This window comes from Bacillus sp. V33-4 (assembly GCF_002860225.1).
GTDB lineage: Bacteria > Bacillota > Bacilli > Bacillales > Cytobacillaceae > Bacillus_BJ > Bacillus_BJ canaveralius.
Genome location: NZ_PGVC01000012.1, coordinates 24,060 through 47,085 on the forward strand (window position 1 = coordinate 24,060; position 23,026 = coordinate 47,085).

Annotated in this window: 25 protein-coding genes and 1 riboswitch; of the genes, 14 read left to right on the plus strand and 11 right to left on the minus strand. The window is 43.2% G+C overall.

All coding sequences use genetic code 11. The features are described from left to right. Positions 1–119: 119 nt before the first annotated feature. Entirely contained in the window at positions 120–1,172 is a 1,053-nt protein-coding gene (locus tag CVD23_RS04865) for a metal ABC transporter solute-binding protein, Zn/Mn family (protein WP_101665359.1), read from the minus strand. Between the two features lie 316 nt (positions 1,173–1,488). On the opposite strand from CVD23_RS04865, the gene CVD23_RS04870 reads away from it, so the two are divergent. Next, positions 1,489–2,052 (plus strand): beta-class carbonic anhydrase, encoded by a 564-nt coding sequence (locus tag CVD23_RS04870; protein WP_101576430.1) that lies wholly within the window; start codon positions 1,489–1,491, stop codon positions 2,050–2,052. On the opposite strand, the gene yidD is transcribed toward CVD23_RS04870, so the two are convergent. Further along, positions 2,049–2,279: a membrane protein insertion efficiency factor YidD gene (yidD, locus tag CVD23_RS04875; protein ID WP_101576410.1), complete on the minus strand. Its 231-nt coding sequence runs from the start codon at positions 2,277–2,279 to the stop codon at positions 2,049–2,051. The two genes, CVD23_RS04870 and yidD, sit on opposite strands and share 4 nt — an antisense overlap. Positions 2,280–2,433: 154 nt before the next feature. Between yidD and CVD23_RS04880 the strand changes: the two genes are divergently transcribed. Continuing rightward, a complete protein-coding gene (locus tag CVD23_RS04880) occupies positions 2,434–2,907 on the plus strand; it encodes an S-ribosylhomocysteine lyase (protein WP_101576409.1) in 474 nt (157 codons plus the stop codon). Positions 2,908–2,949: 42 nt separating this feature from the next. Here CVD23_RS04880 and ytzI read toward each other — a convergent pair whose 3' ends face one another. After that, positions 2,950–3,129: a YtzI protein gene (gene ytzI / locus CVD23_RS04885; protein ID WP_101665360.1), complete on the minus strand. Its 180-nt coding sequence runs from the start codon at positions 3,127–3,129 to the stop codon at positions 2,950–2,952. 135 nt (positions 3,130–3,264) lie between these two features. Here ytzI and CVD23_RS04890 point away from each other — a divergent pair, with 135 nt between their 5' ends. Then, the gene (locus CVD23_RS04890) at positions 3,265–3,702 is read left to right on the plus strand and encodes a Dps family protein (protein WP_101576407.1); all 438 of its coding nucleotides are present in this window, start codon (positions 3,265–3,267) and stop codon (positions 3,700–3,702) included. A gap of 118 nt (positions 3,703–3,820) precedes the next feature. Here the strand turns inward: CVD23_RS04890 and CVD23_RS04895 are convergent, their stop codons facing one another. Beyond that, positions 3,821–4,075 carry a DUF6154 family protein gene (locus CVD23_RS04895; protein WP_101576406.1) on the minus strand — a complete coding sequence of 85 codons (255 nt, stop codon included), beginning with the start codon at positions 4,073–4,075 and terminating at the stop codon, positions 3,821–3,823. Between the two features lie 203 nt (positions 4,076–4,278). On the opposite strand from CVD23_RS04895, the gene CVD23_RS04900 reads away from it, so the two are divergent. Both CVD23_RS04900 and ytkD read left to right on the plus strand, forming a co-directional pair. Beyond that, complete coding sequence (locus CVD23_RS04900; protein WP_101576405.1) at positions 4,279–4,602, plus strand: hydrolase; 324 nt, start codon at positions 4,279–4,281, stop codon at positions 4,600–4,602. An 80-nt stretch (positions 4,603–4,682) separates the two neighbouring features. Continuing rightward, positions 4,683–5,165, plus strand: a complete 483-nt coding sequence (gene ytkD, locus CVD23_RS04905; protein WP_101576404.1) for an RNA deprotection pyrophosphohydrolase — start codon at positions 4,683–4,685, stop codon at positions 5,163–5,165. A gap of 196 nt (positions 5,166–5,361) precedes the next feature. On the opposite strand, the gene CVD23_RS04910 is transcribed toward ytkD, so the two are convergent. The 3 genes from CVD23_RS04910 to CVD23_RS04920 form a co-directional block, all read right to left on the minus strand. Continuing rightward, positions 5,362–6,171 carry an ABC transporter permease gene (locus tag CVD23_RS04910; protein ID WP_245917357.1) on the minus strand — a complete coding sequence of 270 codons (810 nt, stop codon included), beginning with the start codon at positions 6,169–6,171 and terminating at the stop codon, positions 5,362–5,364. Beyond that, positions 6,155–6,928 carry an ABC transporter ATP-binding protein gene (locus tag CVD23_RS04915; RefSeq protein WP_101576402.1) on the minus strand — a complete coding sequence of 258 codons (774 nt, stop codon included), beginning with the start codon at positions 6,926–6,928 and terminating at the stop codon, positions 6,155–6,157. The genes CVD23_RS04910 and CVD23_RS04915 overlap by 17 nt, the downstream gene beginning before the upstream one ends. A gap of 196 nt (positions 6,929–7,124) precedes the next feature. After that, a complete protein-coding gene (locus CVD23_RS04920) occupies positions 7,125–8,123 on the minus strand; it encodes an ABC transporter substrate-binding protein (protein WP_101665361.1) in 999 nt (332 codons plus the stop codon). Positions 8,124–8,298: 175 nt separating this feature from the next. Between CVD23_RS04920 and CVD23_RS04925 the strand changes: the two genes are divergently transcribed. The 4 genes from CVD23_RS04925 (at position 8,299) to CVD23_RS04940 (ending at position 10,919) form a co-directional block, all read left to right on the plus strand. Continuing rightward, the gene (locus CVD23_RS04925) at positions 8,299–9,081 is read left to right on the plus strand and encodes an alpha/beta hydrolase family protein (protein ID WP_101665362.1); all 783 of its coding nucleotides are present in this window, start codon (positions 8,299–8,301) and stop codon (positions 9,079–9,081) included. 46 nt (positions 9,082–9,127) lie between these two features. Next, the gene (locus CVD23_RS04930; RefSeq protein ID WP_101576399.1) at positions 9,128–9,370 is read left to right on the plus strand and encodes a DUF2584 domain-containing protein; all 243 of its coding nucleotides are present in this window, start codon (positions 9,128–9,130) and stop codon (positions 9,368–9,370) included. 93 nt (positions 9,371–9,463) lie between these two features. Next, positions 9,464–10,009, plus strand: coding sequence for an RNA polymerase sigma factor (locus tag CVD23_RS04935; protein ID WP_101665363.1), 546 nt, complete (start codon positions 9,464–9,466; stop codon positions 10,007–10,009). After that, positions 9,966–10,919 (plus strand): hypothetical protein, encoded by a 954-nt coding sequence (locus CVD23_RS04940; RefSeq protein ID WP_101665364.1) that lies wholly within the window; start codon positions 9,966–9,968, stop codon positions 10,917–10,919. Before CVD23_RS04935 ends, CVD23_RS04940 begins: the two co-directional genes overlap by 44 nt. Before the next feature lie 215 nt (positions 10,920–11,134). Here CVD23_RS04940 and pckA read toward each other — a convergent pair whose 3' ends face one another. After that, positions 11,135–12,721, minus strand: coding sequence for a phosphoenolpyruvate carboxykinase (ATP) (gene pckA / locus CVD23_RS04945; RefSeq protein ID WP_101665365.1), 1,587 nt, complete (start codon positions 12,719–12,721; stop codon positions 11,135–11,137). Between the two features lie 231 nt (positions 12,722–12,952). Next, positions 12,953–13,101, plus strand: a riboswitch (SAM riboswitch). Between the two features lie 374 nt (positions 13,102–13,475). On the opposite strand from pckA, the gene metK reads away from it, so the two are divergent. The 3 genes from metK (at position 13,476) to CVD23_RS04960 (ending at position 18,770) form a co-directional block, all read left to right on the plus strand. Continuing rightward, on the plus strand, positions 13,476–14,672 hold the full coding sequence (gene metK / locus CVD23_RS04950) for a methionine adenosyltransferase (RefSeq protein WP_101665366.1): 1,197 nt from the start codon (positions 13,476–13,478) through the stop codon (positions 14,670–14,672). A 221-nt stretch (positions 14,673–14,893) separates the two neighbouring features. Further along, positions 14,894–16,801 (plus strand): asparagine synthase (glutamine-hydrolyzing), encoded by a 1,908-nt coding sequence (gene asnB, locus CVD23_RS04955; protein WP_101576394.1) that lies wholly within the window; start codon positions 14,894–14,896, stop codon positions 16,799–16,801. Positions 16,802–16,994: 193 nt separating this feature from the next. After that, positions 16,995–18,770: an IS1182 family transposase gene (locus CVD23_RS04960; RefSeq protein WP_125928413.1), complete on the plus strand. Its 1,776-nt coding sequence runs from the start codon at positions 16,995–16,997 to the stop codon at positions 18,768–18,770. A gap of 29 nt (positions 18,771–18,799) precedes the next feature. Here CVD23_RS04960 and CVD23_RS04965 read toward each other — a convergent pair whose 3' ends face one another. Together CVD23_RS04965 and CVD23_RS04970 are read right to left on the minus strand one after the other, a co-directional pair. Further along, complete coding sequence (locus CVD23_RS04965) at positions 18,800–19,666, minus strand: C39 family peptidase (protein ID WP_101576393.1); 867 nt, start codon at positions 19,664–19,666, stop codon at positions 18,800–18,802. Positions 19,667–19,809: 143 nt separating this feature from the next. Then, positions 19,810–20,322 carry a gamma carbonic anhydrase gene (locus CVD23_RS04970; RefSeq protein ID WP_101576392.1) on the minus strand — a complete coding sequence of 171 codons (513 nt, stop codon included), beginning with the start codon at positions 20,320–20,322 and terminating at the stop codon, positions 19,810–19,812. A 157-nt stretch (positions 20,323–20,479) separates the two neighbouring features. Between CVD23_RS04970 and CVD23_RS04975 the strand changes: the two genes are divergently transcribed. Then, the gene (locus tag CVD23_RS04975; protein ID WP_101576391.1) at positions 20,480–21,283 is read left to right on the plus strand and encodes an alpha/beta hydrolase; all 804 of its coding nucleotides are present in this window, start codon (positions 20,480–20,482) and stop codon (positions 21,281–21,283) included. Positions 21,284–21,297: 14 nt separating this feature from the next. Then, entirely contained in the window at positions 21,298–22,398 is a 1,101-nt protein-coding gene (locus tag CVD23_RS04980) for a tetraprenyl-beta-curcumene synthase family protein (protein WP_101576390.1), read from the plus strand. 45 nt (positions 22,399–22,443) lie between these two features. On the opposite strand, the gene CVD23_RS04985 is transcribed toward CVD23_RS04980, so the two are convergent. Then, a complete protein-coding gene (locus CVD23_RS04985; RefSeq protein ID WP_101576389.1) occupies positions 22,444–23,016 on the minus strand; it encodes a class I SAM-dependent methyltransferase in 573 nt (190 codons plus the stop codon). Positions 23,017–23,026: the final 10 nt, after the last annotated feature.

The following is a 23,026-nucleotide window of genomic DNA, read 5'->3' on the forward strand; positions in this document are numbered from 1 at the left end:
GCCATTATATCCGCAATAGCTTAAATTCAAGGTCGAACAGCTTTTTTTTCAACAACGGGACGGCCAATATGTTCTCCAATTTATCATTAGCACATAAAAAAACCTCCAATGAGGAGGTTTTATCCGTTTAACGCCTTTTCTAATGTCTGAAGATTTTTTTGCATAATGGTAAGATACGTTTCTTGTGCTTTAATATCTTTTTCGGTTAAGGTTGAGAGATTATGGAGGGTCATCGTTTCGGCACCGATTTCTTTTTGGACAATCTCGCTGAACTTTGAGCTGACATTCTGTTCTGTCAATATATACTGAAGTCCATGCTGATCGGCAAGTGCAATAATTTGCTCCAGGTCTCTCTGTGTGGGTTCACTGGCTGTTGACAGCCCTGAAATGCTGAGCTGCTCAATCCCATAGCGCGTTTCCCAATAGCCGTAGGCGGCGTGTGAAACAATCATTTCTCTATGGCTTGCTGTTTCGGCTACCTTTTCGAACTCGTGGTGAAGTTCATCAAGCTCGCCGGCGAGTTTATCAAAGTTTTCCTGGAATAAGCTCTCCTGTTCGGGCAGCTTTTCGGTTAACACCTCTTTAACAGCTTCTGCCAACTCAATGGAGTAAAGGGGATCGAGCCAGACATGGGGATCAATATCATGATCATGCCCGTGATCGTCAGCTTGGTTGCTGGAATCTGTATTTTCTTCTGTATGTGTACTGTCGTCACCATGAGAGTGCGAATCAGCTTTGCTATGATCGGCCTGGCTATCATCACTATGCTCATCATTGTCGGCACGCACATGATCGTGGTTGACTGTGTTAAGATCGACATGATCACCGGCAGCAACTAGGGTAACTTTCTCATTTTCCAAAGTGTGTTTTGCCTTTTCGACAAAGCCTTCCAGCCCGAGGCCAATATAAATAAAAGCATCTGCTTCCGCCAACTTTAGCATATCTTTTTGGGAAGGCTCAAAAGTGTGCTCATCAGCTCCAGGCGGGTAAATGGTTTTTACATCGACATATTTGCCGCCGATTCTTTCTGTAAAATATTGAAGCGGGTAAACAGTCGTGTATAATTTTAACGCCTGATCTTCCCCCTGTTCCGGCGTTTCTTTGTTATTACAGCCGGATAAAAATATGCTGATCGGGAGTAAAATAGAGATAAAAACGAGTAATTTTTTCATAACTGCTCCTTCCTGTTGCGAAAATTCGTATTCATTCCGATTTAAGCAGGAAAAAATTTTATTAGTGAAGTCGGCTCTAGGACTGTCACCGAGTAAAGTCGGACCTAGGACTTTACCGTGTGAAGTCGGACCTAGGGATTAGTGCTATTAGTAGTCAGGATGCTAGTTTAGTAGATAATGCGGAATCGTTACGATTTATCCTTCTGTATAATACAAAAGATAATCTGAAAATGCAAGGAAAAAATTTGCTTGTTTTCACTTCTTTTATGTATTCTAAATAAAAGGAAATCTAAATAATATAGAAAAGGTGATAAATCTGAAGCTGCTTAATGAGATCTTAACTTATAATGAACAATTTGTTGCGGAAAAAAAATATGAGGAGTTTGTGACAACCAAGTTCCCGAATAAACGGATGGTTATTCTCACCTGTATGGATACCCGTTTGCTCGAATTACTGCCGAAGGCATTAAACGTCGGCAACGGAGATGTAAAGCTTGTTAAAAATGCCGGAGCCTTGATTATGCATCCATTCGGAAGCATTATGAGAAGCATCTTGATTGCGATCTACGAGCTACAGGCAGAGGAAGTATTTATTATTGGCCATCATGACTGCGGGATGAGCGGAATCAAGGCAGAGAATGTGATGGGGAAAATGAGGGAGCGAGGCATCAAGAAAGAAATGCTTGAAACCCTTGCCTATTCGGGTATTAATATAGCTGATTGGCTGCATGGATTTAACAATGTTAGTGAAAGTGTTGCACACAGTGTTGACATCGTGAAAAAGCATCCATTATTACCGGCCGACATTCCTGTACATGGGCTTGTAATTGATCCGGAAACAGGAAAACTCGATTTGGTGGTTAACGGTTATAAAGACTAATTTTTCACCTTTTTCTCGGGTACCGGATCAAAGCCGCCGGGATGGAGTGGGTGGCATTTGACGATTCGTTTAAGCGTCAACCATGACCCTTTGAATGGACCGAACCTTTTCACCGCCTCGAGTCCATAATGGGAGCAGGTTGGATAAAACCGGCATGTCGGCGGTTTTAAGGGTGAAATAATGGTTTGATAAAAACGGATCACGCCGATCAACAATTTCTGCAGCATTTCACATCAGGCTCACTTTCAATAGTATCAAACATTAAAAACAAGATACCATAAAATTTGGATTGCGTCTAAATAGATAAAATCCGTTTAATTAGATGAAAAAACTCGGAATTTGCGCTATGATATACATAGACTAAAAAAGGAGTGATGATTCATGCCTTCAGTTGAAAGCTTTGATTTAGATCATAATGCCGTAAAAGCACCTTATGTCAGGCACTGCGGCGTTCATAAAGTTGGCAGTGACGGTGTAGTAAATAAATTCGATATCCGTTTTATCCAGCCAAACAAGGGTGCAATGAAACCAGATGCGATTCATACACTCGAGCATTTGCTCGCCTTCAATATTCGCAAGCATGCGGAAAAATATGACCATTTTGATATAATTGATATCTCACCAATGGGTTGCCAGACGGGCTACTACCTTGTCGTAAGCGGAGAGCCGAAAGTCGAAGAAATCATCGACCTTTTGGAAGATACCATGAAGGATGCTATTGAAATCACTGATATTCCAGCAGCTAATGAACGGCAGTGCGGCCAGGCCAAATTGCATGACCTTGAAGGAGCCAAACGCCTGATGCGCTTCTGGCTTGAACAGGGCAAAGAAGATTTAAAACAAGTATTTGCGTAAATAGACGAAGAACTGGCTCGTATGAGTCAGTTCTTATTTAATTCAAATTCTTGGTTTTATCTTCTGTCCCCTGTCCTTCTGTGAATCGATCTTGTCTAAATGGGGATTTTCCTCAAGCGGATCAACGATATGCTTGTAGCCATAGGCTTTGGATGTTGTGATGACACTAATCAGCAGTACTGCGAGAACGATAATCACGGAAACAATTAAAACAGCATACATAAATTTTCCTCCTTTATCTAAAAATATTTTATCACGATATTGTGAACACGGGGTAATTAACCGCTAAAATCGTTGATACTCCAATGTTTGATTTGAAGATAACAGGGTAACATAACATCGGGAGGATGATAAGTGATGTCACAGGAATTAATTCAATCATTAAACAAGCAAGTGGCCAACTGGACTGTATTGTACGTTAAGCTTCATAATTTCCATTGGTTTATCAAGGGGCCGCATTTCTTTACGCTTCATGAAAAGTTTGAAGAGCTGTATAACGAAGCAGCCGTATACATTGACGAGTTGGCCGAGCGCATTCTTGCCCTTGAAGGGAGACCGGTTGCAACGATGAGGGAATACCTCGAGCTGTCATCGGTGAAGGAAGCAACAGGCAGTGAAAACGAAGAAGATATGGTGCGCACAATCAGTGACGATTTTTCAACAGTGGCTGCAGAGCTTCAGGAGGCCATCAACTTAGCCGAAGCAGCTGAAGATGAAGGAACAGCGGACATCCTAATTGGCATTAAGAAAAGCCTGCGAAAGCATACTTGGATGTTCAACGCATACCTAAAATAAACTTAAACGGGACCGCATCGCGGCCCCGTTTTTTTATAGAAAGCTATCCAGGCTCCTCTTTGTCCTTAAAAAAAAGAAGCTGGTGAAAATCAGCTTCTTTTTGCATCTCTATGTATGGTTAATGAATGTTTCGCGCATGAAAGGGGTAGGAGCGCTGATCAAATTCCTCCTGGGCAAACTTCCCTTTTAAGCTTTCGATCAAGTATATTCCCATTAAATCGTACAGCTCCTGTTTATCCATCTCCTTGATCAGGCTTAACAAATCGTCATAGCTCATCTCTTCAAGGAATGCAAAGGCTAACATATCAATGTCTTCCTCATCTCCGGTAAGCTTATTTCGGTAAAGCTCATACAGCTCATCAACAAGTTTCAAGTTTATCACCCCCGACAATACATTTTACTCAGACCCTAAATGCGATTGAATCTATAGTTATTCAATACCCTTAATGGTGAAAAATATTCCATGGAACTCTTTGTTCACTTTAGATATTATCCTTTTCTCTCGCAAAAATACAGCGAAAGCTTCTGTATATTATCACAGTAAAAGTGGGAAAAGAAAGAAAAGGGGATGACTAAATGGATAAGTCCACAAAAACTTATTATATAAGCGTAGGGACAGGTGAGATTTCGCAAAGCTCTACCGCCTCACCATGGAATTTTCAAATCCATGCGACCGATGAAGAGATCACCATTTTAAGAGAATATTTTGAACAAAATTATTCGACCGAATGGCAAAATTTTTTCCGTGCCCATGTTCCATACGTTCAATACCATTATGACCGCGAAAATGATGCTTACGATGAAACGATGAAGAAGATTTATGGAATGATTTATGAATTGGGCGATGAGCAGGCAAAAAATCATATCGAGGAAATGGGCATTTTAACCGATAAAAATTAGTTAATCACCCCGGAATAGCGTTACGTTAGGCGATTACTATATAATAATAGCATGAACGGAAATTGCGAGCGGGGTAGATTATGAAAGAATTTCACGATCAAAATGGACAGCCTGTGCGGCTTTCCTTTCAACCAAACCAATTCTCACTACCGAGCAGGCATGTCCTTGTTATCTGTCGTTTTCAAGACAAGTGGCTGCTTACCAGCCATAAAATCCGCGGACTTGAATTCCCGGGCGGAAAAACGGAGAGCGGAGAAACATTAGAGGAAGCTGCGAGAAGGGAAGTTTTCGAGGAAACCGGTGCCCGGTTACAAAGCCTTCATTATGTTGGCGAATATGAAGTGGGTGGTGAAATTCCCTTTGTCAAAACAATTTTCTATGGCGTCGTTGAACGGATCGAAGAAAGGGAAACATTCTTTGAAACAAATGGCCCTGTTTTCATCTCAGGTCCATTGCTCAAAGCCAGGCTCAAAGATGAGTACAGCTTCATCATGCAGGATGACGTCATCGCCACGAGCTTGCTTGAAATAAAGCGGAAATTTGATTCGAAAATGGATATCTAATATAGAAAAACCAGAAAACAGGAAGCCTTTCTGGTTTTTATCATGTTAGTTGAGTGAATTTCATAAAAGCATTCTTTAACTGAAAAACGAACGGTTATTTATAATTAAGACAGTACTCGTTTCCTACAGCATACTCCTGTTAATTTAGACAACCTCATTCGTTTTTCGGTTTAGCTTGTTACATTGTGAAATTTACTCAGTTATTATGTTTGATTAACTTTCTCTCAAGCAATTCAACAAGTTGATACATAATTGTAGCAAAAACGGCGATGATCAGCAGGGACAGCAGCACAAGCGTAAAATTAAAAACCTGGAATCCATAAATGATCATATAACCGAGCCCTTTTGCCGAGACAAGGAATTCTCCGACGATAACCCCGACCCATGAAAGTCCGACATTCACTTTTAAAGTTGAGATAATCGTCGGGAACGATGCGGGTAAAATCGCTTCCCGGAAGCACTGGTATCGTGTGGCTCGGAACGTTAGCAGGACCTTCAAGTAGTTCGGATCCACCTCCCGAAAAGAAGTGTAGACAACGATGGTTGTTATAATAACGGAGATGATCGCACCCATTGCCACAATTGATGTAAATCCAGGCCCGAGTGCGACAATCAAGATCGGCCCAAGCGCCACCTTTGGCATTGCATTCATAATTACAAGGTATGGATCCAGCACCTTGGATACCATCGGCGACCACCAGAGGATGGCAGCGAGAATCGTGCCGAGCAAGGTGCCAAGGATAAATCCAAAGACCGTTTCGGTTAAGGTGACACCAAGATTCCCCATTAATGTTCCGTCAGTAATCTGTTGTAAGAAAAGCCTCCAGATTTTCGAAGGTGAGCTGAAAATAAGCGGGTCCACCCATTGCTTCCTGCTTGCCAGTTCCCAACCAGCGAAAAAGACGAAAAAGATCGCGAGCTGGTAAAAGCTCACCCATGTTTTCTCCCGCTTTAAGGATGCGATGTATTGTTGATGAAGGAGTTTTACATTATGTGGTTTGTCCAAGGGACTCCAGCTCCTTCCATATTGTTTGGAAAATGCCTGAAAAGGCTTCATGATTTCGCGCTGCAAACGGAGAGATTGTTTTTAACTGATCTGGAATTGTAAACATACGGTGCAATCGGCCAGGATTAGCAGTAAACAGAAAAACGCGATCACTCATCGCGATAGCTTCTCCAATATCGTGGGTGACAAGAATAGCCGTCTTTCTGAATGACTTAAGCGTATGCCAGACAAGGTCCTCGAGTTTCAGCTTCGTCTGGTAATCGAGTGCCGAAAATGGCTCATCGAGCAGCAACAGCTTTGGATCTGTGGCCAAAGTTCTGACAAGTGCGACCCGCTGCCGCATTCCCCCTGACAGCTGCTGTGGAAAATGCGTTTCGACTCCATCAAGCCCCATTTGTGATAATAACTGAAAAGCATATTGTCTGCTTTCGGTGGAAAGCGATTTTGATAGTTTCAGGCCAATCAGGATGTTTTCCTCTATTGTCCTCCAGGGAAAAAGATAATCCTGCTGGAGCATGTAGCCGAATGTACTGTCTGATTCCTTCACTTCAATGCCTTCAAGAGTGACGGTCCCTTCGGACGGGTCAATCAACCCGGCAATAATCGATAAGAGCGTCGTTTTACCACACCCGCTCGGGCCCAGGAAGGTGACAAATTCGCCTTCCTTCACCTCAAGCGAAACATCGGAGAGGGCCGTGTTTGCCGATGTTTTACTAAAATACGTGTGGTGAATGTCCTTAAGCGTTAGAAAATCCATAAAGTTGGCCTCCTCTTCAATAAATTTTTAAACAGATTTACTCGCGTTAAATTTGTTTCAAAATGTAATAAGCAAAACCGAAAAACGAATTAGATTGTCTTGAATAAACCAGGAGGATTCAGTATGAACCGAATTATAATGTCTTAATTCTAATTAAGTTGTTTTTTGTACTTAAGAAAATGCTATATGAGTTTTTTCACTTAATCACTTTTTCAGCAATTTCAGTGTTTACCAGGGTGTTATGATCAATTTGTTTCGGAAGCTCACCTGCTTCTTCCATAATGTCCTGGAGATTGTTCCATTCCTCTTCATCGAGGATTGGGTCAGTAGCGAACGAGCCCTGGCTCTTGTAGCGGTCGATTGCTGTTTCCGCGATTTCTATATCTGTATCTTCAAAATAAGGCAGGATCAACTCGGCAGTAGTTTTGGCACTTTCTTTTTGAACAAATTGTTGAGCTTTATAGATGGCTCTCGTGAATTTCTCAACCGTTTCACTGTTTTCTTTGATATAGCTTTGCTTTGCCATAAAAGTGGTATATGGTACATGACCGGACTCGGTTCCGAATGAGGCGACAATGTAGCCCGCACCTTCTTTTTCAAAAACACTGGCGGTCGGTTCAAACAATTGGACGAAATCGCCCGTTCCGGAAGCAAATGCACTCGAGATATTGGCAAAATCAATATTTTGGATTAAATTCAAGTCTTGATGAGGATCAATGCTATGCTTCTTTAAGACAAATTCACCGACCATTTGTGGCATTCCGCCTGTCCGCTGGCCAAGGAAAGTCGTTCCTTTCAGCTGGTCCCAGGAGAAATTATCGATTTTTGTCCGTGAAACGAGGAATGTTCCATCTGTCTGTGTTAGCTGAGCAAAATTAATAACCGGATCGCTTGAGCCCTGGGCCTCTACATAAATAGAAGTTTCAGAACCGACAAGTGCGACATCGGCGTTGTCAGACAAAAGCGCGGTCATCGTTTTGTCACCGCCCCATGCAGTTGTCAGCTCCACATCAAGGCCTTCTTCCTCAAAAAAGCCTTTTTCAATCGCAACATATTGCGGAGCATAAAAAATCGATCTCGTCACTTCTGCTATCTTCACTTTTTCATTTCCTTCATTGCTGCAGGCGGTGAGAGGTATAATAAGTATCATAACGCAAAGCAGGATAAAGCAGATTTTGAAGCAGATTTTTTTCATAACAGGCAACCTCCTTAAGGGGTACGATAGGTTTTGTAGCAATTTACATGTTTTACGATATCGTATGAGTTGATAAAAAATGTGTGAATGCCTAGTCACAAAATTATTAAACGGTACGGAAAGCGGATTTGGGGGGAGAATCGCAGCATTTATTTAAAAGGAAGGGGAATACAAGATGAACCACTCTGGCATGATCATCGATAAATGGAGGTTTCCATCACCAAACCCTGACATCGTGCTTTCCGTAATTACATACTATTCGGACGGGCTGAAAGTGAAAGGGCTGTTGGCCGAGCCGATTGGCGGAAATGTTTGCGAAGGCCTTTTGTATTTACGGGGCGGCATTAAAAATGTCGGCAAAGTAAGGCCGGCGCGAATTGCACAATTTGCAGCGGAAGGCTTTGTTGTATTTGCCCCTTTTTACAGGGGAAACCAGGGAGGTGAGGGGAATGAAGATTTTGCAGGCGAGGACAGGCATGATGGATTCTCGGCCTTTTGCCTCCTGCAAACCCACCCGCGTGTAAGCAGAGTTCATGTGTTCGGATTCTCCCGCGGTGGAGTGATGGCGCTCCTAACCGGGATTCAATTCCCTGAAGCCGCTTCCGTCGTTACGTGGGGCGGAGTTAGCGACATGTTTTTAACATACGTTGAAAGAAAGGATTTGCGGCGGATGATGAAAAGAGTGATTGGCGGGACACCGACGAAGTATCCTGAACGTTATCAGCTTCGGACGCCGCTGTTCGAACTTGAACGGCTTCAGGCTCCTGTCCTAATTATTCATGGTGTACAGGATAAGAATGTTTCAATTGAACATGCCTTCCGGCTTGAAAAAAGGCTGCGGGAATTGGGTAAATCGGTAACACGCTGGTATTTTGATCAATTCACCCACTATTTCCCTCCAGCTGTTAATCGAAAAATTGTCGATGATTTGACGAACTGGATGAAAACCCAACCGTAAAAACATGTTAAAATAGCAGTAAGGATAGCGTAAAGGAGAGAGAAAGATGGGCATGCCTTTCGAATTAAATACGATGATCGTGACAAAGGGAAGAGAAAAACGTCTAAAAGACAACTATTTTACGCTGGAAAAGCAAGGCTACCGCCTTTATCCGATTGATATTCCCATCGATGTCAGAAAAACGATCGAGAGTGAATCAAGCGGAACCGCAGTCATATCGAAGGTTGAATGGTCAAGCGAAAAAACGATGCTAACTTATCAGCTGGTTTCACTGAACTCAACAAACTGAGCAGGGCAGAAAATGTGCCTGCTTTTTTATTTTTATGGAAGTGTAATTCTGCAGCATTGCGAGCGTCTTATTTTGTAAAGGGGGAGGGTCATCATGGACGCCGGCCGGCACATAGAAAAATGGTTTTTTCAATACGAAAGAGACATTACAAATTACCTTGTTTACTATACAGGAAGCAGGGATGTAGAAGACATTGTGCAAGACACTTTTTTAAGAGCTCTTCTAGCGTTTCCGCGCTTCAGGAACGATGCAGATCCGAAAACATGGCTGATCTCGATTGCCAGAAATACAGCGATAGATTCTTTTCGCAGGAAAAGTCTATGGCAAAAACTAAAGCAATCGTTAAACAGCAGCCAAAATGAACCGGAATCATCTGCGGATAAAAATTTGCTGCAGAAAGAGGAACAGCTTGAATTGCATTTAGCTATCAATCGATTGAAGGAAAATTATCGGGACGTCGTCCTGTTACGGGGAATAGCTGAGTTATCGGCTGCCGAAACAGCAAGGGTGCTGGGCTGGAGTACCAACAAAGTAAATGTCACCTTTCACCGTGCTGTCCAGAAATTGAATACTTTGTTGAAGGAGGGTACAATGGATGTCCGACCTAACAGAAAAACAGCTTCTTCAAAAGCTGAATGATTTTCAAAAGCATGAGTTGCCATACGAGAAAAGGAACAGAGTCATTACTGCGATTCGGAATAGTGATCGGCCCAAGAAAAAAACAGTCCCATATTTATGGACTGGAACCGCTGCTATAATGCTCATTATGATCATTTTCGGCCCCGCTTATTGGTTTATGCAAACACGAGATGGAGGCACTCAAACAGGGGGACCAGCTGAAACAGTGGAACCGGTCGAGCAAGGAGAAATTTTTAGTTCTGTTGATGAAAATGGAAATCTGGAATATGTGGATCAACTATACGGGATTCCGAATAAGGTTGGGGTTTTGAAGCCGGTTGAATATGACTGGGTTGCGGAGGATTATCGGAGTGTTTCTAAAATTATGATTCATTTATGGGGTGACAGTGAAAAGCTGATTGGTGAATCTTTGCGAGTAACTGGCACACACGTTGAAACAGGTATGAGGCAACATCTGGCCAACCCCAGTGTAGCGGGTGGCGTTGGGGGGAGTGATGCTCACGCGATTACAAGCTTTCAACCTTTTGAACGCCCGGGTGAATGGATTTTAACCTTCAAAGTGGGCAAAGAGAAATTCGGGGAATTTTCCGTCTATGTTAAAGAACCCTATGTACAAATAGGAAATGCCACATTATTGATTTCACAGGAAGATCTTAAACCTGCCGTTTTCGAAAATGTGTCGCTGGAAGTCGGAGGTAAAGATTTGCCGGCACAAATTGAACTCGAATTATTGAATGTTGACAATCCAGTTGAACACTATAATTATTCATTAGCAGATAAAGAAGCCTTTACGAGAGCTTCAGATAATGCAGAAATTTATTCATATAACGGGAAAATAGAGATCAAAAATAGCGGGCGCTGGCGGTTTACTGTATTGGGGCAACAATCAGAGCTTGTCGTTGTTGATTAGCAACGAGCGATTGATAATACATCTATGTGCAGCGACCTGGATTCTATCATAGGCGGCGATGTATCCTGCCTGAAGAGTATTTTATCCGCGAAAAGATAGGGGATATCCGCGAAAAATCGGATTTATCGGCGAAAAAGTGGAGTATATCCGCGAAACAAAAAATTTATCCGCGAAACAGCGAAAACCAGGCGTAATCAACGCCTGGTTTTTAACTATTATGCTATAGGACCGCCTTTTTCTTCAATCTGAGCAGGTACTCCGGAAAATTTCTTGAAGTTTTCCCGGAATTTCGCAGACAACTCGGTTGCTTTCCGCTTGTATTGTTCCTGATTAGCCCAGGTTTTGTTTGGCTGAAGTACTTCGTCAGGCACGCCGGGAATGTGAAGCGGAATTTCCAGGCCGAAGATTGCATCTTTTGCAGTTTCGGCACTGTTTAATTCACCGTCAAGTGCGGCCTGGACCATAGCGCGCGTGTAGCTGAGCTTCATGCGGCTGCCAACTCCGTATTCTCCACCAGTCCAGCCGGTATTGACAAGAAATACCTTTGCATTGTGCTCATCAATTTTTTCGCCGAGCATTTCCGCATATCGCGTTGCTGGAAGTGGAAGAAACGGTGAGCCAAAGCAAGTAGAGAAGGTTGCCTGCGGCGATGTAATGCCGCGCTCTGTTCCGGCCAGCTTTGAAGTATAGCCGCTTAGAAAGTGGTACATCGCTTGCTCTTTCGTCAATCTTGAGATAGGCGGCAGGACTCCGAAAGCATCGGCTGTTAAAAAGACAATCGTATTTGGATGTCCGGCAAGGCTTGGATCGACGATATTGTCTATTGCCTGCAGCTGATATGCCGCTCTTGTGTTTTCGGTTAATGTGCCGTCATCGTAATCAGCAACCCGGGTCTCACTGTTGATGACAACATTTTCTAAAACAGAGCCGAAACGGATTGCATCAAAGATCTGCGGTTCTTTTTCACGAGATAAGTTGATGCACTTCGCGTAACAGCCGCCTTCAATATTGAACACGCCATTTGGCGACCAGCCATGTTCATCATCACCGATTAAACGGCGATTCGGATCTGCAGACAGAGTTGTTTTTCCAGTGCCTGATAGGCCGAAAAATAGGGCGACATCCCCTTCAAGGCCGACATTTGCTGAGCAGTGCATCGATAATATGTTGTTTTCAGGAAGAATATAGTTCATGACAGAGAAAATCGATTTTTTCATCTCGCCGGCATATTCGGTACCTCCGATTAAAATCGTGCGCCGCTCAAATGAAATAATAATGAATGTTTCTGATGCTGTACCGTCAACGTTTGGATCCGCTTTAAAGTTTGGTGCGGAGATAATGGTAAACTCAGCTTGGTGACCAAGCAATTCCTCTTCGGTCGGCCGGATAAATAACTGGTGGGCAAACAGGTTATGCCAGGCATATTCATTAATAACCTGTATTGGCATCCGGTATTTTTTATCCGCACCTGCAAATCCTTTGAATACGAAAAGTTCGTCTTTTTCTTTCAAGTATTCTAATACTTTATTATACAAGTTGGAGAACGTTTCTTCAGAAATAGGCTGATTAACCGGTCCCCATTCAACTTTGGACCTTGAAGATGGTTCTTCGACAATGTACTTATCTTTAGGTGATCGTCCTGTGTATTTTCCCGTTGTCGCGCGTACCGCACCCGTCGAGGTTAACGATCCTTCATTGCGCTTTAATACTTTTTCGACAAGCTGGGGGACGGACAATTGTACATGGACATTATTTCCTTTTGCTAATTCGGTTAACTTATTGGATACACTAACAGAATTCATCTGATGAATACCTTCCTTTACCAATTTGTTTTTTGTTGAAAGTGATTACATCTCATGAATTAGTATAACACATTGACCGAAATAGTCTATACTATTTAACGTCTAATTATTGAACAATTTCGACAAAATTGTGGCTGCTCGAAAAATTGAGACAATGGTGTTGTTTCCGAAGTAAAATTTTATTGACAGGAGTTTACGGCTTAGGTTATGATTTTTTATTGAACGGATATTCTCTTATCCCGAGCTGGTGGAGGGTCAGGCCCAATGAAACCCGGCAACCTGCTTATTGATGGTATGGACTTCTTTTTTCTTTAGGAAGTGTATGTCTGTCGAGCAAGGTGCTAACCTGATGCAAGGATCCATTCCTTGAACGATAAGAGTGAAAGGCGCGTACATTGGACATCAACCTTTCCTCACATAAGGAAGGTTTTTTTGCGTTTACCAGGTGCCAGCTTAGTTGGTTTGACGAATAAGAGCCTGTTATCCACTATTCGGAGCGCTGATAACGGCCTATGTGCCGGGCCCCCTTAAACGATAGTAAAGTGGGATAAAAAGCTCTTGTTTATTTCATACTACATAGGGAATGAATACCGTATCAATGTAAGGCTTAAGAATAATCACATAGATTAGTACCGTGTTATGATATACCAGTTGCCAGGCAGCAGCGGATTGGGAGATTCCTTTCCGGGAAAATTGGGGTGCTGGCACTTTTCTTATGCCCTTGCCTATTATGAATATAAAAGGAGGGAATCAGATGTCAACAAAACGTCGATTGTTTACTTCTGAATCAGTTACGGAAGGTCACCCGGATAAAATTTGTGACCAAATTTCTGATGCTATTTTAGATGCCATTCTTGCAAAAGATGCGAATGCCCGCGTTGCTGCAGAAACTTCAGTTACAACAGGGTTAGTTCTGGTTTCAGGTGAAATCACTACTACTACTTATGTGGATATTCCGAAAATCGTTCGCGAAACGATTGCCGGTATCGGCTACACACGTGCTAAATATGGTTTTGATGCTGAAACATGCGCGGTGCTAACTTCAATTGACGAACAGTCTTCTGATATCGCAATGGGTGTTAATCAGGCGCTTGAAGCTCGTGAAGGCCAAATGTCTGATGAAGAAATTGACGCGATCGGAGCCGGTGACCAGGGGTTAATGTTTGGATTTGCCTGCAATGAAACGAAAGAGCTTATGCCGCTGCCGATTTCACTGGCACACAAGCTTGCCCGCCGCTTAACCGAAGTGCGCAAGGAGGAGATACTTCCATACCTGCGTCCGGACGGAAAAACACAAGTTACGGTTGAATACGATGAAAATGACAAGCCAGTGCGGATCGATACAATCGTTATTTCGACCCAGCACCATCCAGAGGTTACACTTGAGCAAATTCAGCGCAACTTGAAGGAATATGTGATCAACCCGGTCGTTCCACAGGAATTGATCGATGAAAATACAAAATACTTTATTAATCCGACAGGCCGTTTCGTCATTGGCGGTCCACAAGGGGATGCAGGGTTAACAGGCCGCAAAATTATCGTTGACACATATGGCGGATATGCACGTCATGGCGGCGGTGCATTCTCCGGTAAGGATCCGACGAAAGTTGACCGCTCTGCCGCTTATGCAGCCCGTTATGTTGCGAAGAATATCGTTGCTGCCGGCCTTGCAGAAAAAGTGGAGGTGCAGCTCGCCTATGCGATCGGTGTGGCCCAGCCTGTGTCGATTTCTATTGATACATTCGGAACAGGAGCAGTTGATGAAGACATCCTAATCAATCTAGTCCGCAACAACTTCGACCTTCGTCCGGCAGGAATTATCAAGATGCTCAATCTCCGCCGCCCGCTTTACAAGCAGACAGCAGCTTACGGACACTTTGGCCGTAACGATTTAGACCTTCCTTGGGAGCGTACAGATAAAGCTGAAACCTTGAAATCTCAAGCTCAATAACTGAACAATAAGGGAGTTGCATATGATGTGTAACTCCTTTTTTCTTTTTTCGTCCAATGATACAGGACGATATTTGGCATGGAATGGAAATAGTTCCCTTGAATTTCCCGTTGATTATTACTGAAATGCTCTGCCTTTTTACAATGATTATGGTACTATTAGATAGTATGTATTTATAAAAGAACAATTCTCACGAAGAAATGGAGTAGGTGAAGTACATAATGTGTGGTTTTATTGGTTGTGTACATGAGAAAGCACAGGCTTTTCAAGATGATCAAAAACAACAATTTAAAAATATGAACAAGATTATTACGCACCGCGGCCCTGATGATGACGGTTATTATTTTGATGATCATATTCAGTTCGGGTTCCGCCGGTTGAGCATTATAGATATCGAAAGCGGCCATCAGCCATTAACCTATGAAAATGAACGTTACTGGATCATTTTCAATGGGGAAATTTATAACTATGTAGAGCTTCGCGACGAGCTGCTGAATGAAGGATTGTCATTTGCAACCCATTCAGATACTGAGGTAATTATTGCCCTTTACAGCCATCTAAAAGAAAAAGCAGTGGAAAAACTGCGTGGCATGTTTTCCTTTGTAATTTGGGATAAGCAAGAGGAAACTTTATACGGCGCCAGAGATCCGTTTGGAATTAAGCCGTTCTTCTACTTCGATGACGGGGAAAGAACATTCTTTGCGTCAGAAAAGAAAAGCATTCTGCTTGCACTTGAAAATGACGTTCTCAATTATGAGGCGCTCCAGCATTATTTAACCTATCAATTTGTCCCTGAGCCGGAAACGATGTCAGAGGGAATCCGCAAACTGGAACCGGGGCATTATTTTATAAAAAAAATTGGTGCACCGATGGAAATGACGCGCTATTGGAAAGCGGCCTTCCGTCCGGTCCAACAGTCGGAGCAAGATTACATTAAAGAAATTAAAGATGTTCTTTTCGATTCGGTTAAAATTCATATGCGAAGCGATGTGCCGGTAGGGTCTTTCCTGTCAGGCGGAATTGATTCTTCGATTATTGCTTCAATCGCTAAAGAATTTCATCCGGCTATTAAAACCTTCTCGGTTGGATTTGAACGAAACGGCTTCAGTGAAATTGATGTGGCAAAAGAGACGGCTGAAAAGCTGGGTGTCGAAAATATTAGCCATGTGATTACCGCGCAAGAATATATGGATGAACTGCCGAAAATCATGTGGCATATGGATGATCCTCTTGCCGACGCGGCTGCCGTGCCGCTGTACTTTGTGGCGCGGGAAGCAAGAAAGCATGTCACTGTGGTGCTGTCGGGTGAGGGTGCCGACGAATTGTTCGGAGGTTATAATATTTACCGGGAGCCGCAGTCACTTGAAGTTTTTAACAAAATTCCGCGGACAGGTAAAGCGATGCTGAAAGGAATTGCCCGCATGATGCCGGATGGCATGAGAGGTAAAAGCTTTATTGAAAGAGGCGTCACTCCAATGGAGGAACGCTATATTGGCAATGCGAAAATGTTTACGGAGGAAGAAAAACGCGACATCCTTAATGTATATAACAACCGTTTAAACTATAGGGACATAACAAAGCCGTTATATGAAGAAAGTGATGGCTATGATCCAGTTGACCGGATGCAATATATTGATATTCACACATGGATGCGCGGCGATATTCTCTTGAAAGCTGATAAAATGACGATGGCTCATTCACTGGAGCTGCGTGTTCCATTTCTTGATAAAGCCGTGTTTGAAATTGCTTCGAAAATTCCAACCAGCCTGAAAACGGCAAACGGAACAACGAAGTATATTTTACGGAAAGCTGCTGAAGGAATTGTTCCCGATCATGTGCTGAACCGCAAAAAGCTTGGCTTCCCTGTTCCAATCCGCCACTGGTTAAAGGATGAAATGATTGATTGGGCGAAAAAAATGATCCGCGAAAGCAACACGGACCATCTCATTAACAAACAATATTTATTGAACCTGCTTGATGACCATTGCCAAAATAAAGCGGATAACAGCCGGAAAATCTGGACGGTGCTGATGTTTATGCTTTGGCACGATGTGTATGTCGAGAAAAAGTATGCGTTCCAGACAGAATTTGAAATGAAAAAATCATATCAGACCTCTATTGAAAATTAATGAAAACCCAGGCCCTTTTGCAACAAAAGGGCTTTTGTCTTTTATGATTTGTTTCTATGCAAAGGGGCTGTCCAGAAAGTCAGGTTGACTAACTTTCCGGAGCCCTTTTTTTATAAAAAAAAGCACAAAAAAATCGTCTCTTCCTGTAAAATGATAGTTACCACACCAACATTCCGGAAAGGACGATTTTTTTATGTGCAATCTTTCGATTACTAAAGAGAATTATACCACGCAAACCAGTCTCCCACTAGAGGCAAAAGAAGAAAATGTGGTCTCCAAGAAACATTATCCCCCTACATTCAAACCCTACAATAACCGGCAAAGCCAGATCATCTTCGATATCCAGGAACTGATTCCCGACCATCATATTTCACGTGTGGTCGACGAGATGATAGAATCCCTCTCTGATGAACTGCTTTTTTCCCATTATCCAGGTGGCGGAAGGCCATCATTCCACCCGAAGATGATGCTCAAAGTCATCCTTTTTGCCTATTCCCAAAAGGTGTACTCCTGCCGTGGCATCGAAAAATTCATACAGGAGAACCTACCTGCCATGTGGCTTGCGGCGATGCAAAATCCTGATTACCGCACCATCAATGAATTCCGGGGCAGACGGATGAAGGCCATGATGGATGAGCTGTTCGAGGCCATGACCCTCAAGCTTATCGAGCAAAACTATATTACGATGGAGAACTACTTTTTGGATGGAACGAAAATTGAAGCCGATGCCAACAAGTATTCTTTTATATGGAAAAAATCAACCGCAAAATACGAAGAAAAATTAAAAGAAAAAATCAAGGAAACCCTGCAATACATCGAGGAAACGGTAAAGGCGGAAGAGCTTGAGATCCTGAAGGAAGGCATCAAGGAAAAAGGGAATCCTGCCGGATTGGAAGAAATCGCAATAGAAGCGGAAACGCATATAGCCACCTTAACAGAGGAAATCGGTAAGGAGACAAGCAGCGAGGTTCGTAAGGAGCTTCGGAAAAAGCGCAGTGCCTGGAAGAAATCCGTCAAGCTGATCCGCGAGAATTTCCTGCCAAGGCTTGCCAAGTACCAAGTCCAAAACGAAACATTCGGAGACCGCAACAGTTATTCCAAGACCGACAAGGACGCAACCTTCATGCGGATGAAGGAAGACCATATGAAAAACGGCCAGCTTAAGCCTGGCTACAACGTTCAGATGGCAACGGAAAATCAATTCATCCTGTTCTATACTCTCCATCAGCGCCCGACAGACACGCGCTGCTTCATCCCGCATCTGGAGAAGCTCGCAGCCTCTTCATTGCCAATGCCAAAAACCGTTGTAGCGGACGCAGGATATGGGAGCGAGGAAAACTATTTGTATGCGGTTGGAGAAGAAAAAGAGCCCAAGTTTGACTTTCTCATTCCTTACGGAACTTATTTGAAGGATAAGACGAAGAGGGCCAAAAAGGATATCAAAAATGCAAAGAACTGGGCATATGACGAAACAGACGATTGTTTCATCTGCCCCAATAACCGGAAGGTTACATTCAGAAGATATCAAACGAAGAAGAATAAGTCCGGATTTGAACAAAGCTACAAAATCTATGAATGCGAAGATTGTACAGATTGCCCATTGAAACCACAGTGCACCAAGGCCAAAGGAAACCGGCAGGTACAATGGAATCCGGTTTTTGAAGAAATGAAGACGAAGGCAAAAACAGCCCTTGAGAGTGAATACAAAGCCGCCATCTATTCCCGACGAAAAATCGAGGTAGAGAGCGTTTTTGGCCACATCAAGGGCAATCGGTCGTTCCGCCGGTTTTCCCTGAGAGGACTCGACAAGGTGCATGTCGAGTTTGGGATTGTGGCACTGGCACACAACCTATTGAAAGTGGCGGGCACCCGCCTCGCCACTTTCCTTGAACCAATAAGGACAAAAAAGAAGCTGGATGAAAACGATTCGTTTTCACCCAGCTTCTTTACTGTTATAGGGACTTTTTAGACAGCCCCGTCAAAATTACTGCATCGTTATTAACGGGATAGAAATGTGATTGCCTGGCTTCCCATTTGCACCCAGGCCTGTTCAAAGTCGGTGATGGGTGCTTTTTTATTTTTTTCGCCGCTAAGCGGGTCATTAAAATAAACAAAATCTTGATCATAACCGGTGATCAGCACGGAGTGTTCCCTGGCAGTTACCTTGACTTGTCCGGTTGGTGTGTTCCACGTTTGAAATTGGCTGTTTTCAAGCTTTTTATAGCGAGTGTTTGTAATTACCCACACTGGTCTGCCGTCGGAAAGGTGAATTTTTAACTCTTCAAAGCGGGAGCCGGTCATATCAAGGATTTTCCCGGGCAGGTACGTTTCTGCTAATTGTGCAATTGGCTCGTGGTAAACGCCGAGGCCGGGTTCATGATAAGAATACATGCTTCCGACAAAGCCGTCATGCGGGTTACCGAAAAAGATTTGTCCCCCAGAGATTTGGAAAGGAGTAGGATCTTTTTTTATCTGCTCAGCAAGCGTCATTTTATCCACCTGGACGTTTGCGGCCTGAAGGAGCATCGCTAGGCTCGTTACTTCGCAGCCGCGCGGCAGCTCGGGAAATTGTGATACAGCAGGAGCATCAAGGAGCACATTGGGCTCAATTTTAATAATCGAAAAATCGCGATCATCAGGGAGAGCCGATAGTGCTTCATTGTCAGATCTATTGACAAAATTTTTGATTGTTTCAACCGCTTTTGCCACCTGATTATCGGAGTTGTCCATTAAGAAGGCACCACAAGTAACCAGCGCGATAAACACTAGCATAAAGGCGTACTTCCAGGGACTCATTTTTTTTATAAAAGTAATCAGGAGTAGCAGAGAGATGAGCAGCAGCCCTGATATTAAAAATATATTCATCTATATCACCCATTAACAAATCTATAGGCTTATTATCGGATTGAAAGCAGTATATGTTAAGGCCTGTTATTCAATAATAAATAATGAGTTTGCTATGCTCAGGTGCCTGCAGGAAAAGTGGATTGCCGGATTCGGGAAAAATACTATTTTTTTAGGGCTTTATAATACTGGCCTTTTTCAACATACTCCCTGGAGATCCGCTCCATATCCTGCTTATCTTCATCTGTCAATTGTCTGATCACTTTTGCGGGTCTGCCAAATGCCAGACTATTAGGCGGAATCTTTTTTCCTTGCGGGACAAGGCTTCCGGCGCCGATAAAAGCTCCTTCGCCAATTTCGGCCTCATCCAAAATGATTGAGCCCATGCCGATTAATGCTTTTTGGCGAATTAGGCAGCTGTGCAGGATCACCTGGTGTCCAACGGTGACTTCATCTTCAATGATGAGTGGATGATTGGGGCTTTGATGGAGAACGGAATTGTCCTGTATGTTCACCCTTTTGCCAATAATCGTTGGGGCGACATCCCCTCTAATGACGGTATTAAACCAAATGCTTGACTCTTCTCCGATCTTCACATCCCCGGTGACGGTAACATGATCAGCAAGAAACACGGTTGGAGCTATTCGGGGTGTTTTTCCATTGTATGGATAAATCATGTTCATTCTCCTTTACTGTTATCTTACAATTTGATTTTACCGAAAGTTTTAAAGTTTGTCTCAAAGCTTTTTTAACGGTATTTACCGGAGAATATGATATATTTCAAATAGACCTATGGGCGAAATTATTTATTGTTAGTTACAGGAGGAAGATTGTATGTGGAAATGGGAAGCTGAAGGAGAAGCAAAAGCAGTTATAGTGATGGTTCATGGGGCTATGGAACATCACCGCCGCTATGGCTGGCTAATTGAGATGTGGCGTTTATCAGGCTTTCACGTAATCATGGGCGATCTTCCCGGTCAGGGGATGACAACAAGATCGAGACGGGGGCATATCGATTCCTTCGATGAATATTTAACAGAAGTAAAGGATTGGATACAGGCAGCCTACCAATTTAATCTGCCGGTGTTTCTTGTCGGACACAGCCTCGGCGGGCTTATCTCGATCAAACTTCTGCAGGAAGTGGAATTGAATATCGCCGGAGTGATTTTATCATCGCCTTGCCTTGGGCTTGTCGAATACCCGTCAAAAATGCTGAATGCAATTTCCCTCGGTTTGAATCTTATCGTTCCTTCCTTTCGGATTGATTCCGGGTTAACGGTCGACATGGCAACACGTAATGAGGACGTCCGCGATGCCGATTTAAATGATTCTCTTTATATCACAAAAGTGTCGGTAAGATGGTATCGCGAAATGATAAGTGCGATGAAGGAAGTATATGAAAATATGGAAGCAACCCAGGATATTCCGATGCTTGTCATGCAAGCCGGGAATGACAAAATAGTCAACAAGGCCAACGTTAAGGATTGGTTTAATCAGGTTCCCCTTTCCGAAAAACGATTTAAAGAATGGCCAAACTGTTACCATGAAATTTTTAATGAACCGGAACGTGAAGATGTGTTTGAATATGCGAAGGATTTCGTGATCAGCCAATTAAAGGTGATTGGCTATCTGGTTTAACGGAGGGTGAAGAAATGTCGATTCCTATCGAGCCGCTCAGCTTAATGTCAAAAGTGTACAGAAAAGTATTTCCGGTAGTACATAAAGAGCTGAACTATTGGAAGGAGCGGGCTGCCAGCATCCCCAATCAGGAACTGCGTAAACAGGCACTCGCAAGCATCCAACACAAAACATTTCATTGTGAGGGCGGCGCAATTCTGGCTTTGCTTGCAAAGGAAAATTATAAAGAAGCGATTCGATTTATAGTGGCTTATCAAACGATCAGCGATTACTTGGATAACCTTTGTGACCGAAGCACCTCGCTCGATCCTGCTGATTTCCAGGCTTTGCATGAATCGATGGCAGATGCGTTAACGATCGGGGCAGAACCGAAAAACTATTATCGTCTAAGACAAGACCAGGACGATGGCAATTACCTGGCCGACCTTGCCGGGACGTGTCGTGAAGTGCTTTCCAATAGCAGAAATTATTCACTTATAAAATCACATTTGCTTGAATTGTGCCGTTATTATTGTGATTTGCAAATTCATAAACACGTCGCAGTTGATGAAAGAGTGGAACGCCTGCAAATATGGTTTGACGATCACAAGGGCGCAATGCCCGAAATGGAATGGTATGAGTTTTCTGCGTGCTCAGGTTCCACGCTCGGTATTTTTTGTTTAATCTCCTATGCAATGAGCGCGGGTTTCCGTGCTGAAGATGCAGATATTATCAAAAACGGGTACTTCCCGTACATACAAGGATTGCATATACTACTCGACTATTTCATTGACCAGGAAGAGGACCTTGCCGGCGGCGATTTAAATTTTTGCTTTTATTATGATGATCAAGAAAAAATGTTCAGCAGATTGGAGCATTTCCTGAGCGAGGCAGATCGTCATACAGATAATCTTCCCCATAAACGCTTCCATCAATTGATCAATAGGGGGCTGCTGGGAGTCTATCTATCGGACGAAAAGGTCCGGCAGCAGAAGCGTGTCCGCAAGCTTGCAAAGGCAATGATAAAAAAGGGCGGGTCAGTCAGTTTCTTTTTTTACATAAACGGCAGAGCATATCGAATGATGCAAAAGTGGATGCCGATCGGTTTAATGCGATCCTTATTAAATAAGCTTTAATATGAATGTAAAAACGGAGCAGATGATTTCATGCTCCGTTTTTTGCTACCTTTTTTCGATGGCAATGATAAAAGGGGGATTATTCTTTTGGTTGATAAATCGATATTGAAGCACGTGGGCGATATTTTGATCAAGCTCCTGCAAGTATTGAAGAAGTTTGTCGCGTTCAACCCCCCCTTCCTGATGTCCGTGATAAATAACAAGAACGATGATCCCCTCAGGTGCGATAATCTCAAGCAATTGTTCGACAGATGCAATGGTTGTCTCTGGCCGGGTAACAATTTCTTTATCGCCGCCCGGTAAATAACCCAAATTGAAGATGGCGCCTGTAATTCTTCCATGATCGGCGGCCGGAATGGCGTCGATTATATGCTGGTGACCTTTATGAAACAGGGTGGCACGGTCAAGCAAGTCATGCTCAGCAAGCCTCGCTTTGCTTGCAAGAATCGCGTTCTGCTGAATATCAAAACCGTAAACCCTTCCCTCAGGACCGACAAGATTTGCCAAAAAAAGTGCATCGTGTCCGTTGCCAAGCGTTGCATCTACAACGATGTCCCCCGGCTGAACCGCACTAATCAATAAAGTTTTCGCAAATGGCAAAATTCGTTCAAGCTTCATCATTAACCCT